This window comes from Pseudomonas sp. B21-054 (assembly GCF_026016345.1).
Lineage (GTDB): Bacteria > Pseudomonadota > Gammaproteobacteria > Pseudomonadales > Pseudomonadaceae > Aquipseudomonas.
Genome location: NZ_CP087204.1, coordinates 987828 through 1002780, shown reverse-complemented (window position 1 = coordinate 1002780; position 14953 = coordinate 987828). Strand labels below are relative to the sequence as shown.

Annotated in this window: 12 protein-coding genes; 5 read left to right on the top strand and 7 right to left on the bottom strand. The window is 56.2% G+C overall.

All coding sequences use genetic code 11. From position 1 onward, the window contains the following. Positions 1–137 precede the first annotated feature (137 nt). From LOY70_RS04265 to LOY70_RS04245, 5 genes are all read right to left on the bottom strand, one after another. Complete coding sequence (locus tag LOY70_RS04265; RefSeq protein ID WP_265033666.1) at positions 138–599, bottom strand: hypothetical protein; 462 nt, start codon at positions 597–599, stop codon at positions 138–140. A gap of 652 nt (positions 600–1251) precedes the next feature. Then, positions 1252–2427, bottom strand: a complete 1176-nt coding sequence (locus LOY70_RS04260) for an integrase core domain-containing protein (RefSeq protein ID WP_265028313.1) — start codon at positions 2425–2427, stop codon at positions 1252–1254. A gap of 290 nt (positions 2428–2717) precedes the next feature. Beyond that, positions 2718–2954, bottom strand: coding sequence for a hypothetical protein (locus LOY70_RS04255; protein ID WP_265033664.1), 237 nt, complete (start codon positions 2952–2954; stop codon positions 2718–2720). A 251-nt stretch (positions 2955–3205) separates the two neighbouring features. Beyond that, positions 3206–4789 carry a peptide chain release factor 3 gene (locus LOY70_RS04250; RefSeq protein WP_123416447.1) on the bottom strand — a complete coding sequence of 528 codons (1584 nt, stop codon included), beginning with the start codon at positions 4787–4789 and terminating at the stop codon, positions 3206–3208. 165 nt (positions 4790–4954) lie between these two features. After that, complete coding sequence (locus LOY70_RS04245; RefSeq protein WP_265033661.1) at positions 4955–5878, bottom strand: hypothetical protein; 924 nt, start codon at positions 5876–5878, stop codon at positions 4955–4957. 433 nt (positions 5879–6311) lie between these two features. Here LOY70_RS04245 and LOY70_RS04240 point away from each other — a divergent pair, with 433 nt between their 5' ends. The 5 genes from LOY70_RS04240 (at position 6312) to LOY70_RS04220 (ending at position 11428) form a co-directional block, all read left to right on the top strand. After that, positions 6312–7028, top strand: a complete 717-nt coding sequence (locus LOY70_RS04240) for an ABC transporter permease (protein ID WP_025211812.1) — start codon at positions 6312–6314, stop codon at positions 7026–7028. A 24-nt stretch (positions 7029–7052) separates the two neighbouring features. Then, complete coding sequence (locus LOY70_RS04235) at positions 7053–7955, top strand: glycine betaine ABC transporter substrate-binding protein (protein ID WP_265033658.1); 903 nt, start codon at positions 7053–7055, stop codon at positions 7953–7955. A 15-nt stretch (positions 7956–7970) separates the two neighbouring features. Continuing rightward, on the top strand, positions 7971–8624 hold the full coding sequence (locus LOY70_RS04230) for an ABC transporter permease (protein WP_025211810.1): 654 nt from the start codon (positions 7971–7973) through the stop codon (positions 8622–8624). Further along, on the top strand, positions 8621–9778 hold the full coding sequence (locus tag LOY70_RS04225) for a betaine/proline/choline family ABC transporter ATP-binding protein (protein ID WP_123342809.1): 1158 nt from the start codon (positions 8621–8623) through the stop codon (positions 9776–9778). Before LOY70_RS04230 ends, LOY70_RS04225 begins: the two co-directional genes overlap by 4 nt. Positions 9779–10264: 486 nt before the next feature. Beyond that, the gene (locus tag LOY70_RS04220; RefSeq protein ID WP_025211808.1) at positions 10265–11428 is read left to right on the top strand and encodes a type III PLP-dependent enzyme; all 1164 of its coding nucleotides are present in this window, start codon (positions 10265–10267) and stop codon (positions 11426–11428) included. 42 nt (positions 11429–11470) lie between these two features. Here LOY70_RS04220 and LOY70_RS04215 read toward each other — a convergent pair whose 3' ends face one another. Both LOY70_RS04215 and LOY70_RS04210 read right to left on the bottom strand, forming a co-directional pair. Further along, positions 11471–12349, bottom strand: coding sequence for a hypothetical protein (locus LOY70_RS04215; RefSeq protein ID WP_265033655.1), 879 nt, complete (start codon positions 12347–12349; stop codon positions 11471–11473). 99 nt (positions 12350–12448) lie between these two features. Next, positions 12449–14674, bottom strand: a complete 2226-nt coding sequence (locus LOY70_RS04210; protein WP_265033653.1) for an alpha-xenorhabdolysin family binary toxin subunit A — start codon at positions 14672–14674, stop codon at positions 12449–12451. Positions 14675–14953: the final 279 nt, after the last annotated feature.

The window sequence follows — 14953 nt, the reverse complement described above, 5'->3', positions numbered from 1 at the left end:
TCTCATCTAGAAATGTTGTGTGCCACAAGGGAGATGCCTAGACGGATCTTGCGTCATGGTTGATGCGTCAAGGTATTGAAGTGTCCCATTCGTTAATTGTCCACAATGTCTACGAACAGGTGTTAACCCTAGATCCTCTAACCTTTGCGCGTCTGAAATCGCTCACGCATATCCCTGTTCCAGGGAGACGCGCCAATGAGCTCACCCTCGCCCTTTATCCAGACAGCCTGGTCATCGATACTGACTTCAAAATTGAAACCAATCATCGCCCGCCATTGGTTGGGATCGGGCGCAGAGAACTCGGTTTTTTCCCGAGTAACGGTGCCGCCCTCCCATTCCATGCTCCGTTCCCCGGTTATCTCATAGTAAGCGCCAGCGCCTTGCGCAGCAGCAAACGTGTATACCTTGCGTTCCGAGCCTCGTTCGGGAATGTAGAACGTCAGTTCTCTTTCTCTACCATCGGTCCAGCGGGCTTGAATCACGAAGTCATCACTGTAGGCATCAGCCAGTAATGTCAGCCTGGCTGAATCAAACGCAACGCCTCCCACCCATCCCGCCAAGTGCCCTTTCGCCCTTTTAGACTGGTCGCTGGTTCTCATGGTGATCTCCCGGCTCATCAGCAACTGAACGACTGCTGCCCGAAGTTATAAGAGCCGGCTGCAATTCCGTCTACTGTCAGACCTGACAGGTCGCCATCCGCCTGGCGTACGCAAAAACCGTTTTTTTGAGTTTTATTTTGGACAGGAACGCCCCAGATCAGAAGCCAAAGCAAAAGCAGGGGCAGGAGACGTCCAGCATCTATGTGGCTGAACCACCGCTATCGCGAGCAAGCTCGCTCCCACATGGAGTTGTGGGTGCTCACAGTATTTGTACACGACACAAAAGAACTGTGGGAGCGAGCTTGCTCGCGATGGCGTCAGCATAGCCAACATCACCACAAACTGACCCTCCGCTTTCGCGAGCAAGCCCGCTCCCACAGGAGAAACGCGGTCCCACCCAAACCAGGTCGGCTATAAGGCCGCCTCGCGTACGCTTTTGATCGTGGGCGCCCCGTTAACCACGATGGCCGAACGCAGGCATTGCGCAGTGGGCATCCCGGCATGGATGCCGGGATAGCTGCGCTGGGCCATGGATGGCCCTTCGCAGCGGGCCCACGGAGCAATGCCGGAGAGAGGGCATGCCGAGCCTAGGCGAGGCACCGAGTGGTGGGGCATTGTACGGAACAACCACATGGGTTACAAAAAAGTGCATTCACATAGGTGACACTTTGATTGAAACGTAGCCGTTCTTGGCATTTCTCGCATTAACATGACCCAGGATCACCGGCCCGAAGATCACATTCCATATCCCATCACCAATCATCTCCATGCCGATGGTCTGATAACAGAGCAAATTACCTACATAAACCCTCATACCGCCTCGATTGATGATCCCATTACTATCGGCCAGGTAACTTTCGATATGGCTCGCATAAGTCATTTCAGGCAGCGTTTCGGGATACATTCGAGTTGAAGGCGTATAACAGGCAGCAGGCGTTTTCTGTCCCAGCGACTCGTGCCCACGCTCGTAATTGTAGTGCTGTCTGAAACGATCAAAATGACGTTGCTGGGCCTCCCAAGCAATAGCCGCAGGTTGAGGCAACGTACTTTTCAGCGTCCGATGCATGCGCTCGTGACGCCCATTTTGATCCGGGCGGCCCGGCTCGATCCGCTCAGGGATGATCCCGAGTCTCATCCACCAGATCGACAGCTGTGACAGCCCCGCACGACTCGTACTGGCAAACGGTACGCCATTGTCGGTACGAATCCGTTCCGGCAGCCCATACTCACGAAAAACCCGCTCGAAGGTTTCCTGGGTTTCCTTGAAGTTGGTGCTGCCCATGCTCTGGCAAGCCAGTAGAAAGCGACTGGCATGATCCATGATTGTCAGTGGATAGCACCAAACACCTGCCCCGGTCAGATACTGACCTTTGTAATCAGCGCTGAAGAGCTGGTTGGGATTCTCTGCCTTGTGCAAAGGCTTGGGATAAACAGCCACACGCCTGCGCAAAGGCCGAGGCGTGATCAAATCAGCTGCCTTGAGTACATTATAAATGGTCGTTTTCGACGGCGGATCCTGATCAGGAAAACGCTGCACGAGGCAGTTTTGAATTTTCTTCGGGCCGGGAATCGTCTCGCCAATGGAGCGAAGCTCAATGATCGCCTGTTTCACGACCAGGGGCACAACATAGGTTTGGTTGTGCCGGCGGCGGCTACGCTCATCAAGCCCACCGGGGCCCTCTGTTTCGTATCGTTTAACCCATTTGTACGCAGTCTTTCGGCTGATCTCATAGTCCCGGCACAGCTGACTTAAGCTGTGCTCTTTGGACAGATAATCCGCGATGAACATCACTTTCAGGTCCATAGGTTTCAGCTCTCTCCAGGGCATGGTCAGATCCTCGCGAAATCGACCCTGCCAGTTAAAAACTGTTACCTATGTGCGTGAACTGATTTGTAACCCATGTGGGTGAGTCATACCGCATAAAGCGTTTTGCTTACTTTTGCGCTTCTCAAAAGTGAGCCGCCGTAAGGGCGGAACCCTAAGTGGCCGTTACCGCAGCAACGGATATACACACGAACACAAAGCCCCTCCCATCTCGGAAGAAGCGCCGATTCTTTCTTAAATGAACAGCATTACCTGATACAAGGCATTTTTAATCCGCGAGCCCAGCGCCTGAATCAAGTCTGGCTATCACCATCGTCGGCATCAGGATCATCATCGATGCTCGAATCATCATGATCCTGATCGCCGGGCACCTGTTCTTCGTTCTCGGCAAACATCATCTCGCCTTGCGTTACCTGCCCACTCGAGGCGTGCTTCTCATGCTCATCGCATTCGGCCCATGCGGCGGTAGAGCCCAGGGACAACATCACCAAAACTTTCAGCAAAAACATCATGCGTAGAAGCGTGCTCATAGCCAATTCCTTCTTTTCCGGATGAAGCCGGGGGCCTGACGGCGCTCAAGAAAATCTCGTTCTGAACAGGCCGGTTCACCAGATAGGACGCTTCAGAACCGCCAGAAATGCCGCTGCTCGACAGATTGGTTTCGAATAAGGGTTATATCCAATCCAACTAACTTCCACAGGGCGATGTGCCGGGGGAATGGGACTGACAATAAAAAACCCCGCAGATTTCGCAACGGGGTTTTGATCTTGCCACTCAGCGTTTAGTGATGCTCACGCGTCGCCCGGAATTTCACATCCGGCCAGCGCTCTTCCATCAGCGCCAGGTTGACCCGGGTCGGGGCCAGGTAGGTCAGGTGACCACCGCCATCCAACGCGAGGTTTTCCACGGCCTTGTTGGAAAACTCCTCGAGTTTCTTCTTGTCGCCGCATTCCACCCAACGGGCTGAGTACACGGTGATCGGCTCGTAGGAGCATTCGACCTTGTATTCCTCTTTCAAGCGGCTGGCGACCACGTCGAACTGCAGCACACCGACGGCGCCGAGGATGATGTCGTTGCTGCGGGTCGGGAAGAACACCTGGGTGGCGCCCTCTTCGGCCAGTTGCTGGAGGCCCTGGCGCAGTTGCTTGGACTTGAGCGGGTCCTTCAGGCGTACGCGACGGAACAGTTCCGGGGCGAAGTGCGGGATGCCAGTGAAACCCAGGGTTTCGCCTTCGGTGAAGGTGTCGCCGATCTGGATCGTGCCGTGGTTGTGCAGGCCGATGATGTCACCGGCGAAGGCTTCTTCCAGTTGCTCGCGTTCCGAGGAGAAAAAGGTCAGGGCGTCGCCGATGCGCACGTCCTTGCCGGTGCGCACGTGGCGCATCTTCATGCCTTTTTCGTATTTGCCGGAACAGATGCGCATGAAGGCGATGCGGTCGCGGTGCTTGGGGTCCATGTTCGCCTGGATCTTGAACACGAAGCCGGCGAATTTCTCTTCGACCGGTTCCACGGTTCGCTCGTTGGCGACGCGTGGCAGCGGGCGCGGGGCCCAATCGACCACGGCATCGAGCACATGGTCCACGCCGAAGTTGCCCAGGGCCGTACCGAAGAACACCGGGGTCAGTTGGCCGTCGAGGAATTCCTGCTGGTTGAACTCATGGCAGGCGCCCTGCACCAGCTCCAACTGCTCGACGAAACGGTCGTACTCGTCGCCCAGGTGCGCGCGGGCCTCATCGGAGTCGAGCTTCTCGATGATCTTCACCTCGGTGCGCTCATGCCCGTGACCGGCGGTGTAGACGATGATGTAGTCGTCGGCCAGGTGGTACACGCCCTTGAAGTCGCGGTAGCAGCCGATCGGCCAGGTGATCGGCGCGGCCTTGATCTTCAACACCGCTTCGATCTCGTCGAGCAGTTCGATGGGGTCGCGGATGTCACGGTCGAGTTTGTTGATGAAGCTGACAATCGGCGTGTCCCGCAGACGGCAGACGTCCATCAGCGCGATGGTCCGTGGCTCGACGCCTTTACCGCCGTCGAGGACCATCAAGGCCGAGTCCACCGCCGTCAGGGTGCGGTAGGTGTCTTCGGAGAAGTCTTCGTGGCCCGGGGTGTCGAGCAGGTTGATCATGTGATCGCGATACGGGAACTGCATGACCGAAGTGGTAATGGAAATACCCCGTTGTTTTTCCATTTCCATCCAGTCGGAGGTGGCATGGCGGTCGGACTTGCGAGATTTCACCGTGCCGGCAATCGCGATCGCCTTGCCCATCAGCAAGAGCTTCTCGGTGATGGTGGTCTTACCGGCATCGGGGTGGGAAATAATGGCGAAAGTGCGGCGTTTCGCGACTTCGGCGGCCTGTTTGGTCATGGGAAATCGCCTGGCAGGTGATTCAAAAAAGGGCGGCGATTATAGCCCAGAACCCTCCTTTTGGACCACCTGCACAAGCGCAGCCTGACGACGCGCGCCCATCAAAAGCGCGTACCCAGCACAAGCGTCATGCCTATTCGCCACCGCCGACCAACACCTGAGGTCTCATTGCGAGATAGCTTGGTCAGCGGGAATAAACTCAAATCTCGCATCATTGGCGGCCGTTTGAGGAAGCGTAATCCTGATCATGGGAATCCAGATGCCGGTGTTCGTTTTAAAGTCCCGTTGATCATATTGAGCGCCAGCCTTACCCGTGTCGTTGATGTAAAAGACTGCCTCAATCGGGAGCGTCCTACCAAGATTTTGTGCCCATTTCCTTATGCGGAATTCATTCTGCGTACCAAATGCGGACGCTGGAAGTTGCCCTTGAGCCTTGACGGCTTCGGTAAACCCACGAGCGCCTAGTTCATTCAGTTCGTCACGAACATCGAAGCCACACAATGCGCCGTACATACCTGCGTTAGCGTTGAAATGGGCAGTATACTGCGCTGCCGTGGTAATACCTTGGGATTGGCAAGGTCGGCTATTGGGGCGACCTGGATATTGACCACAACCTTCGTCAGGTCGATGGTCAGTGGCGCCGTCGACTGGAAAGAAACACAGCATCGCCAATGCGATTTTTCCCACTGGTTTAAAGAATTCTGGATAAACAATAAAGCCGTTATTGTAGCCAAATACTAATTTTCCGAATTTCGCATCTTTGCGCAACCAGGAAAATGAAACGCCCGTCGATGCCGGGTTGGGATTCCAAAAATTAAACTGAGTGGAATGTTGTGTTGCCCGCAACATTACTCCAGTGCATAAAAATGACGGCGCCGAAGGGTTGTTGCGACACATTGGCAAGACGTTGTTGTAGGCTTCTGTTAGATAGGCCGCTATTTCTGGACCGGTGCCAGCGCCTTGGACGCCAGCTTCATTCACGTCGACAGCCTGTCCTGATGGCTCATGAACAGCGCTCGTTTCCAATTCATGTGTTGCACAGCCGGCTGTCAGCAATAAAAACAGCACAACGCAAAATTTTCTTTTCATTGCAGTATCCCCGTGCATGAACAGATAAGGCTCCGAGTCAGCCAAGTCTTTTCAGGCTTTTCGACTTAACAGTTTTATCTACGCTACAAGAGCGTCCCCCTTCGAACACCTGTCAACTTTCACAGTGGCTGATACTTATTTGAAGTAAAAAACGGGTTATCCATCTCAATGGAACGCAGGAGAAGGGGTCATCGTGAGCAATCCTCCGGGGAACCTTTTGAACAGTGCATGCGTCCACTCCCCTTGCTACAGCCGTCCGTCAGGGTCTGAAAAATCAGCAAGTTAGCCTGACGAGGCTGCGCTCATGGCTCCCATGACAGGCCGTTTATCGGCATGAAAGAGCTGCTTCTCGCGCACGTTTTCCCGGCAATCCGTGATGGTTTGCCGCCCGGAAAGGCGTGCGCCGACTAAAGAAAGACAAAGGAGTCCGCCTGTGGCTATCCGCTATGGCAAAGGGCTTATCGGGGGGGCGGTCGTCGTCGCCCTCCTGGCCCTGTTGGTCCACTGGATCGGCATCGATACCATCCAGCACTACCGCGACGATCTACTGTTTTACCTGCAAGCGCACCTGATGCTTGTATTGGCCTCCATGCTGGCGGCCCTGCTCGTGGGTATCCCGGCAGGCATCGCCCTCAGCCGCCCCGGCATGGTCGGGCGCGCCGAACGCTTCATGCAGGTGTTCAACATCGGCAATACCGTGCCGCCCCTGGCCGTACTGGCCATCGCCCTGGGCATCCTGGGCATTGGCAGCGGGCCTGCCATCTTCGCCTTGTTCCTCGCCTCACTGCTGCCCATCGTGCGCAACACCTATGAAGGGCTGAAAAACGTCCAGGGTTCTCTCAAGGAAGCCGCTGTCGGCATCGGCATGACGCCGCGCCAAGTGCTGTGGAAAGTCGAGTTGCCCAACGCTGTGCCCATCATCATCGGTGGGGTGCGGGTGGCGCTGGCGATCAACGTCGGCACCGCGCCGCTGGCCTTTTTGATCGGTGCCAACAGCCTCGGCAGCCTGATCTTCCCCGGCATTGCCTTGAACAACCAGCCGCAGCTGCTGCTCGGCGCGGCCTGCACCGCCCTGTTGGCGTTGCTGCTCGACGGCCTGGTGACACTGGCCAGCCGCCTCTGGCTGGAACGCGGTCTGCAACCGTCATAAGCCAGGCCGGATAAAGGAATCGTTATGAAGAAGTTGAGCTTGATACTGGGCTGTGTCCTGCTGTTCGCAGGATTCGCCCAAGCCGCTGAAAAACCCCTGATCCGCCTTGGCGCCCGGGTGTTCACCGAACAGACCTTGCTGGCGGAAATCACCGCGCAATACCTGCGCAGCAAGGGCTACGACGCGCAGATCACTGGCGGCCTGGGCAGCAACCTGGCCCGCAGTGCCCATGAAACCGGGCAATTGGACCTGCTGTGGGAATACACCGGCGTGTCGCTGGTGGCCTACAACCATGTCACGGAGAAACTCGACAGCGCCCAGTCCTACGCCCGAGTGAAAGAACTCGACGCGAAAAAAGGCCTGGTCTGGCTCGCGCCGTCGAAATTCAGCAACACCTACGCCTTGGCGCTACCGGAAAAAGTCGCGAAGAAATATCCGCAGATCAACAGCATCAGCCAGTTGAACACGGTGCTGCAGGCCGAAGCCGATGACAACCACCTGGTGGCCCTGGACACCGAGTTCGCCAATCGCTCCGACGGCCTGGCGGGCATGGTCGAGCAGTACGGCATGAACCTGACCCGGCAGAACATCCGGCAGATGGATGCCGGCCTGGTCTACACCGCCCTGCGCAACGGCCAAGTGTTCGCCGGGCTGGTGTACACCACCGACGGCCGGCTGAACGCGTTCAAGCTGAAGTTGCTGGAAGACGACAAGCACTACTTCCCCGACTACACCGCCGCGCCCGTGGTGCGCCAGGCTTTCCTCGACGCGCATCCGCAGCTGGCCGCGCAGCTCAAGCCCCTGGCCGAGCTGTTCGATGACGAAACCATGCGCCAGCTCAACGCCCGCGTGGACGTCAACCATGAAAGCCCTTCCACCGTTGCCGCCGATTTCCTGCGCCAGCATTCCCTGCTCTCACCCCAATGACCTGGAGGAAAAGCCATGGATTTTCTTGACGCCTTTTCCCATCTGGACTGGCCGCTGGTGCTGCACCTGACCTGGCAGCACATCACTCTGGTGGGCATCGCCGTGACCCTGGCGATCGTGGTCGGCGTGCCGCTGGGCATCGTCATGACCCGCTTCCCGACGCTCGCCGGCCCGTTGCAGGCCAGCGCCACCGTATTGCTGACCATCCCGTCGATTGCGCTGTTCGGCCTGTTGCTGCCGTTCTATTCCACGTTCGGCCAGGGCCTGGGGCCGATGCCGGCGATCACAGCGGTGTTTCTCTATTCCCTGCTGCCGATCATGCGCAACACCTACCTGGCCCTGACCGGTGTCGAACCCGGCATCCGTGAAGCCGCCCGCGGCATCGGCATGACCTTCGGCCAGCGCCTGCGCATGGTCGAACTGCCCATCGCCGTGCCGGTGATCCTGGCCGGCGTACGCACCGCCGTGGTCATGAACATCGGCGTCATGACCATCGCCGCCACCATCGGTGCCGGTGGCCTGGGCGTGCTCATCCTCGCTTCCATCAGCCGCAGCGACATGTCGATGCTGATCGTCGGCGCCGTGCTGGTCAGTCTCCTGGCCATCTTCGCCGACCTGCTTCTGCAATGGCTGCAACGCTCGCTGACCCCAAAAGGACTACTGAAATGATCGAACTTCAAAACCTCAGCAAAACCTTCAAGAGCAACGGCAAGGACGTCAAGGCCGTGGACTCGGTGAACCTGATCGTCAACGAAGGCGAGATCTGCGTGTTCCTAGGGCCGTCGGGTTGCGGCAAAAGCACCACGCTGAAGATGATCAACCGGCTGATCCCGCCCACCTCGGGCAAGGTGTTGATCAACGGCGAAGACACCACCGGCCTGGACGAAGTGACCCTGCGCCGCAACATCGGCTACGTGATCCAGCAGATCGGCCTGTTCCCGAACATGACCATCGAGGAAAACATCACCGTGGTCCCGCGCCTGCTGGGCTGGGACAAGCAGAAATGCCACGACCGTGCCCGCGAACTGATGAGCATGATCAAGCTCGAGCCCAAGCAGTACCTGCACCGCTACCCCCGCGAACTGTCGGGCGGCCAGCAGCAACGGATCGGCGTGATCCGTGCCTTGGCGGCCGATGCACCGCTGTTGCTGATGGACGAACCATTCGGCGCGGTGGACCCGATCAACCGCGAGATGATCCAGAACGAGTTCTTCGAGATGCAACGGGCGTTGAACAAGACCGTGATCATGGTCAGCCATGACATCGACGAGGCGATCAAGCTGGGAGACAAGATTGCGATCTTCCGCGCCGGCAAGCTGGTCCAGTTCGATCATCCGGATACCCTGCTGGCGCATCCGGCCGACGAGTTCGTCAGCAGTTTCGTCGGCCAGGACAGCACGCTCAAGCGCCTGCTGCTGGTCAAGGCCGAGGACGCGGCGGACAACGCCCCGTCGGTCAGCCCGGAGACGCCGGTGAATGAGGCGCTGGAGCTGATGGACGAACATGACCGTCGCTACGTGGTGGTCACCTGCGCCGAGAACAAGGCCCTGGGTTATGTGCGCCGTCGCGACCTGTACCGCCAGACCGGCACCTGCGCGCAATTCCTGCGTGAGTTCAACGCCACCGCGGCCTACGACGAACACCTGCGGATCCTGCTGTCGCGCATGTACGAATTCAACCGCTCGTGGCTGCCGGTGATGGACGCCGAGCGGGTGTTCCTCGGGGAAGTGACCCAAGAGTCGATTGCCGAGTACCTGAGCTCGGGGCGCTCGCGCGGCGGCAAGACCAGCATTGTCTCGCCGGCCGAGACTGCCTCTGCCTGATTGGGGGCACCACAGCTTTTGATCGTTCCCACGCTCTGCGTGGGAATGCCTCCACGGACGCTCCGCGTTCGGCTTGGGGACGCAGAGCGTCCCGGGCTGCATGCCCACGCAGAGCGTGAGAACGATCATCTGGCGGCCTGAAAAACCAATCCAAGGGAACATCAATCTGTCACGCAGGTCGGTTACATCATGAGCTGTCGCGGGCCGCACGACGGATGTGTGCAAAAACGCGACATTTTTAGTTGATCTCAGGCCCCTCACGCCCTAAAGTTCGCGCCGAACGTCCATGCTGGAAACGATCCATCCGGCTCAAGTACTGACGACGAGACAGCAAGGCCAAGGGCATTACGCATCCCGTGGCCTTTTTGCTTTCGGCGACATGCCTTGGGAAGTAGGCGAACCAAAGTGGGGATACGGAGGACGTTCACGAGGGCTGCTTGCCCTCACACCCATTGATCCTGATGTTTGCCAGTAGGAGTCCCAAGTATGTCGATCCAGGTCGAAGATTATTTCGCGCGCGAAACCTTCCAGAAAATGAAAGCGTTCGCCGACAAGCAGGAAACCCCGTTCGTGGTGATCGACACCGCGATGATCTCCAAGGCCTATGACGACCTGCGCGCCGGTTTCGACTTCGCCAAGGTGTATTACGCCGTCAAGGCCAACCCGGCGGTCGAAATCATCGACCTGCTCAAGGACAAAGGCTCGAACTTCGACATCGCCTCGATCTACGAGCTGGATAAAGTCATGAGCCGTGGCGTGGGTCCGGACCAGATCAGCTACGGCAACACCATCAAGAAATCCCGGGACATCCGCTACTTCTACGAGAAGGGCGTGCGCCTGTATGCCACCGACTCCGAAGCCGACCTGCGCAACATCGCCAAGGCCGCGCCGGGCTCGAAAGTCTACGTACGGATCCTCACCGAAGGCTCGACCACCGCTGACTGGCCGTTGTCGCGCAAATTCGGCTGCCAGACCGACATGGCCATGGACCTGCTGATCCTGGCCCGCGACCTGGGCCTGGTGCCGTATGGCATTTCCTTCCACGTCGGCTCGCAACAGCGCGACATCAGCGTCTGGGACGCGGCGATCGCCAAGGTCAAGGTCATCTTCGAGCGCCTGAAAGAAGAAGACGGCATCGTCTTGAAGCTGATCAACATGGGTGGCGGCTTCCCGGCCAACTACATCACCCGCACCAACAGCCTGGAAACCTACGCCGAGGAAATCATCCGTTTCCTCAAGGAAGACTTCGGCGACGACCTGCCGGAAATCATCCTGGAGCCAGGCCGTTCGTTGATCGCCAACGCCGGCATCCTGGTCAGCGAAGTGGTGCTGGTGGCGCGTAAGTCCCGGACCGCCGTCGAGCGTTGGGTGTACACGGACGTGGGCAAGTTCTCCGGCCTGATCGAAACCATGGACGAAGCCATCAAGTTTCCGATCTGGACCGAGAAGAAAGGCGAGATGGAAGAAGTGGTCATCGCCGGCCCTACCTGCGACAGCGCCGACATCATGTACGAGAACTACAAGTACGGCTTGCCGCTGAACCTGGCCATCGGTGACCGCCTGTACTGGCTGTCGACCGGTGCCTACACCACCAGCTACAGCGCCGTGGAATTCAACGGCTTCCCGCCCTTGAAGTCGTTCTACGTGTAACGCAATCCGTTAGTAAAAAGGTCCATGCAATCATGGACCTCTTTATTTGCGCAACCAGTGCTCAAAATCATCCAGCATCGTCATGCATTGATTCAGCTGCTGCATGATTGCGCTCAATTTTGCATTCAATTCTCCCAACCTGAATACGTAGGTTGCGCGCCTGAGCTCCAGAACCACGTCTTCCATACGCTGATGTAAATCCCGGACCAGCAAGCCCATCCGAGCGCTCAGGTCGCCGAATGCTTTAAGCAACAATGTGATATCCGCCTTGTATTCCGTTGCTCTGATCGAGGCCTCCCGGGAGGAGTAGACAATGTCCCAAGCGGGCGTGGTAACTGCCTCCAGGAATAACACCTGTGCCACGCTCGGTTGGGTGTGGCAATGACAGGAGCGATGATCCATGGCCGCCGTGAACACGGACTTTAGCCCGAACGACTCTTGAGACAGCTCGGTAAACTTGAACACCAGCTGCCTTATCGCACTTCTGAGACCGATGAAGCGAAGGTAGAACTCATGGATCAAGTCTTCGACCTTTGCAGGTGGAGATAACGTCCAGCGCTGTGAGGTGGACAGACTGAATAGCCTGAAATTCACTTGCTCAATCGGTTCTTTCCTACCGGTCCGTGCGGTGACGTCGAGTGCCTCTTGGGTGAACATTGCCAGTTCTTTCAGCTCACTCTTGAAGAGCACATTGATTTCATTGACCCGTTCATAAAGTGTCGATAGATATTGTCCGTTGAAGAAAGCGTTATTCCACCGTGAATCCGCCGCGAGCACGACAGGCTGATGCCCCCTTCGTTGACGCTGCTCAAACGCGACCGCTACGTTATTAAAGATCGAGCGCAGGGAACCAAGGAAGCGAGTGTAACGCTCCAGGGTTTTGCGCTGCGCCTCATTGAACTCATAGCTAAGTTGACTCATGGTTTGCCTTGGCGATGGCAGACACGGGGTCCGCCATCGTTTATTTAATGGTCAGCCTCATTCGAGACAGGACGGCTCCGATCCGGCCCGATGCGTTGGTTATCCACGGATGGGAAGCAAATAACTGATAATGCCAGGGATGAGGGGACGGACGGCGCGGGCTCGTTCCTCGACAGGTTGCGACTTCTCTTGTTCAAAGGCCCGGCTGAACTGTTCAAAGGCGCTAACAATGTTCACGAACTCTTTGACGTAGTCCCAACGCCCACTATCCAATGCATCAAGGCTCTGCACCAATTCAACCTTACCTTGGATCAGGGCGATCTCCTTGGCATAGGCTTCTGCTTCCGAGCGCAGTTTCCTGGCCCTCTCCTGAAGCCGGTTGTACCCGGCGACCATATTAATGTAGGAGATGGTTTCGGCCATGCCAGAGAGCATTTTCTTCAGCATGTCCATGGCCAACAATGTCACTTGAACCTGAGGCGGCGCCATACCCATTGCTGTCAAATTGTCCACAGTCAACTGAGCCTCTTTGCCGATTTTTTCCACGCCGCTTCTTTCAATCAATGCAATCGCATCGGAAATCGATTTCATCTGCGAATCCAATTCAACTCGCTTGGCCTCGGCATTATTTTTTTGCGTCTCTGCAAATGTCCGATCTTGCTCCAGCGTGGCCATCCATTGCTGCGACGCATCCTTGTCATAGCGGGTCTTGAGGTCGATCTGAATTTTTTTCAGATCCTTGGTTTCCTCGATGATCTTTGCGAATGCGCCTTTAAGTTCCTCTTCCATCTCCTTGGAAATGTCATGCTTTTCATTTTCGTCATGGGCGCTTTCAAAATCCTCCTGAATTTCCTCGAGGTTGTCCCGCGCTCGACTCAATACATAAATAGTTGTCTGGGCGCGGCTGCGCAAAGCATACGTCGTGCGGTCGATCACCAGCGCCAAACCGGTCATCCTCTCTACCACGCCGGGCAGATAATCATGCCGTTGGAACAGCATTTGCGTACGAATACTGGAACTCTGAACATCTGAATTATATGTGCGCAACGCTGCGACATCGAATGCCGGGTAATCCGAGACCTTGAACGCTGAAATCATTCTAGCCATCCTCCTTGAAATTAAATTACCCATTTCGTATTCCCGCTGTGCCTCTGCGAACACCGCAAGCAATGCGTCGGAACTGGTCCTTATTTCGACCCAAGGATTGAATACTTTGCGTACATTGCGGATAAAAGTTTTCAATCGCACAGCGTCATTTATCTTATCCACCTCGGTAGCCGAGGAAGAAATATATAAACCGAGCGCCTCCCACACCAGCATGAGATTCTGAGTTGCCACCTCGGCTTCAATCGTAATGGCACTCAGGTTTTGAAGATCACCGCGCACGCGATTCAACGAACTCAGCGTCTGGCTTTTGCTGGCCATTTTTTGAATGGCTATATCTTGCATTTCTTTCAGTTGTTTACGCTTGCTGCGTACTTGTTCGGCCTTGACCCCTTGGTAGATGCCGAGGACCAGCCCACCGATATTGAGGGTCGCGGCTGCCATGATCGCGTCCTTCACCATCTGATCGTATTGCTTGTTGAGTTCATCGATCTCTGCGGCACGCAGGTCGATCTCATCTTGAAGCACCTGAATATCCTGTTTATAGGTATTCTCGCTAACAGCTTTCAAACGCAGCTTGACTTCCGGCAACACCTTTTCCCGCAAATCAATGCCAAAGCGATCCAGCTCCAGCCTGACCCTTTCTGCCTTTGTTTGACAGTCCTTCACGTCCGTCAGCATGGCATTGAGATAATACTTGATCTCTGGAATGTCCCCCGATGGCAGTGTTATGTCGGGGAGACGGGGGTGCTTAAGTTTGAGCTGCAAATACTCCTCAACAGTGTTGATGTCATGCTCGTCGAGATATTTTGCAACCTCGCGATCCTCATAGACCTCAACAATTCCTTCGCCATTTTCAATAATTTTCCCGGCAAACAACTTCAGATGGGTGCCCGTCAGCATGATCTCCTGGCGCAATGGCGACCAACGCTTGGCATGGTCATACGTCATTGTGAATGTCCGCAGGAAATCCCTGGCCGTCAGGCCGAGACCGCCCTCATCGCCCGCACCATAATTCAAATAGGCGACCACATCGTTATATCGGTAAGGCAGCGACAGGCCTAGAACCTCATACTTCCTCAAACTGATGATCTGCTCTTTGGTCAACTGGATGCCGGGCTCCCGATTATATTCTTCACCCTCACCCAAGGACGCGGCTATAAATACCTCAGGCGCCTTCGCCGCGGCATCGACGATTCTATCGTCCAACTTGAATTCCATCATAGACTTCCTGTCTTTTAAAAATTAATCACAATTTAATTCGCCGACAATTACTAATCGCGCAAAAAAACTCTAAAGCACTTTCGCCCCCACTCACCACTCTTCAAGTATTAGAAAACAAGACAGTAAAATGAATTCGCAAACAACTTCTGAGTTGACGGCGAAAAGAAAAATGATGGACCTGTGGCGAGGGAGCTTGCTCCCGCTGGGCTGCGAAGCAGTCGTAGACCGGCTGGTTCGGTGTGTCTGATGCTTCGCATCGGGCAGGTTTTGGGGGCG

What these genes read in the sequence shown, in the direction of transcription:
- LOY70_RS04255 (WP_265033664.1), bottom strand. Translation starts at nt 2,954, where the DNA reads ATGAGCACGCTTCTACGCATGATGTTTTTGCTGAAAGTTTTGGTGATG.
- LOY70_RS04215 (WP_265033655.1), bottom strand. Translation starts at nt 12,349, where the DNA reads ATGAGTCAACTTAGCTATGAGTTCAATGAGGCGCAGCGCAAAACCCTG.
- LOY70_RS04210 (WP_265033653.1), bottom strand. Translation starts at nt 14,674, where the DNA reads ATGGAATTCAAGTTGGACGATAGAATCGTCGATGCCGCGGCGAAGGCG.
- LOY70_RS04230 (WP_025211810.1), top strand. Translation starts at nt 7,971, where the DNA reads ATGGATTTTCTTGACGCCTTTTCCCATCTGGACTGGCCGCTGGTGCTG.
- LOY70_RS04225 (WP_123342809.1), top strand. Translation starts at nt 8,621, where the DNA reads ATGATCGAACTTCAAAACCTCAGCAAAACCTTCAAGAGCAACGGCAAG.
- LOY70_RS04260 (WP_265028313.1), bottom strand. Translation starts at nt 2,427, where the DNA reads ATGCCCTGGAGAGAGCTGAAACCTATGGACCTGAAAGTGATGTTCATC.
- LOY70_RS04235 (WP_265033658.1), top strand. Translation starts at nt 7,053, where the DNA reads ATGAAGAAGTTGAGCTTGATACTGGGCTGTGTCCTGCTGTTCGCAGGA.
- LOY70_RS04250 (WP_123416447.1), bottom strand. Translation starts at nt 4,789, where the DNA reads ATGACCAAACAGGCCGCCGAAGTCGCGAAACGCCGCACTTTCGCCATT.
- LOY70_RS04245 (WP_265033661.1), bottom strand. Translation starts at nt 5,878, where the DNA reads ATGAAAAGAAAATTTTGCGTTGTGCTGTTTTTATTGCTGACAGCCGGC.
- LOY70_RS04220 (WP_025211808.1), top strand. Translation starts at nt 10,265, where the DNA reads ATGTCGATCCAGGTCGAAGATTATTTCGCGCGCGAAACCTTCCAGAAA.
- LOY70_RS04265 (WP_265033666.1), bottom strand. Translation starts at nt 599, where the DNA reads ATGAGAACCAGCGACCAGTCTAAAAGGGCGAAAGGGCACTTGGCGGGA.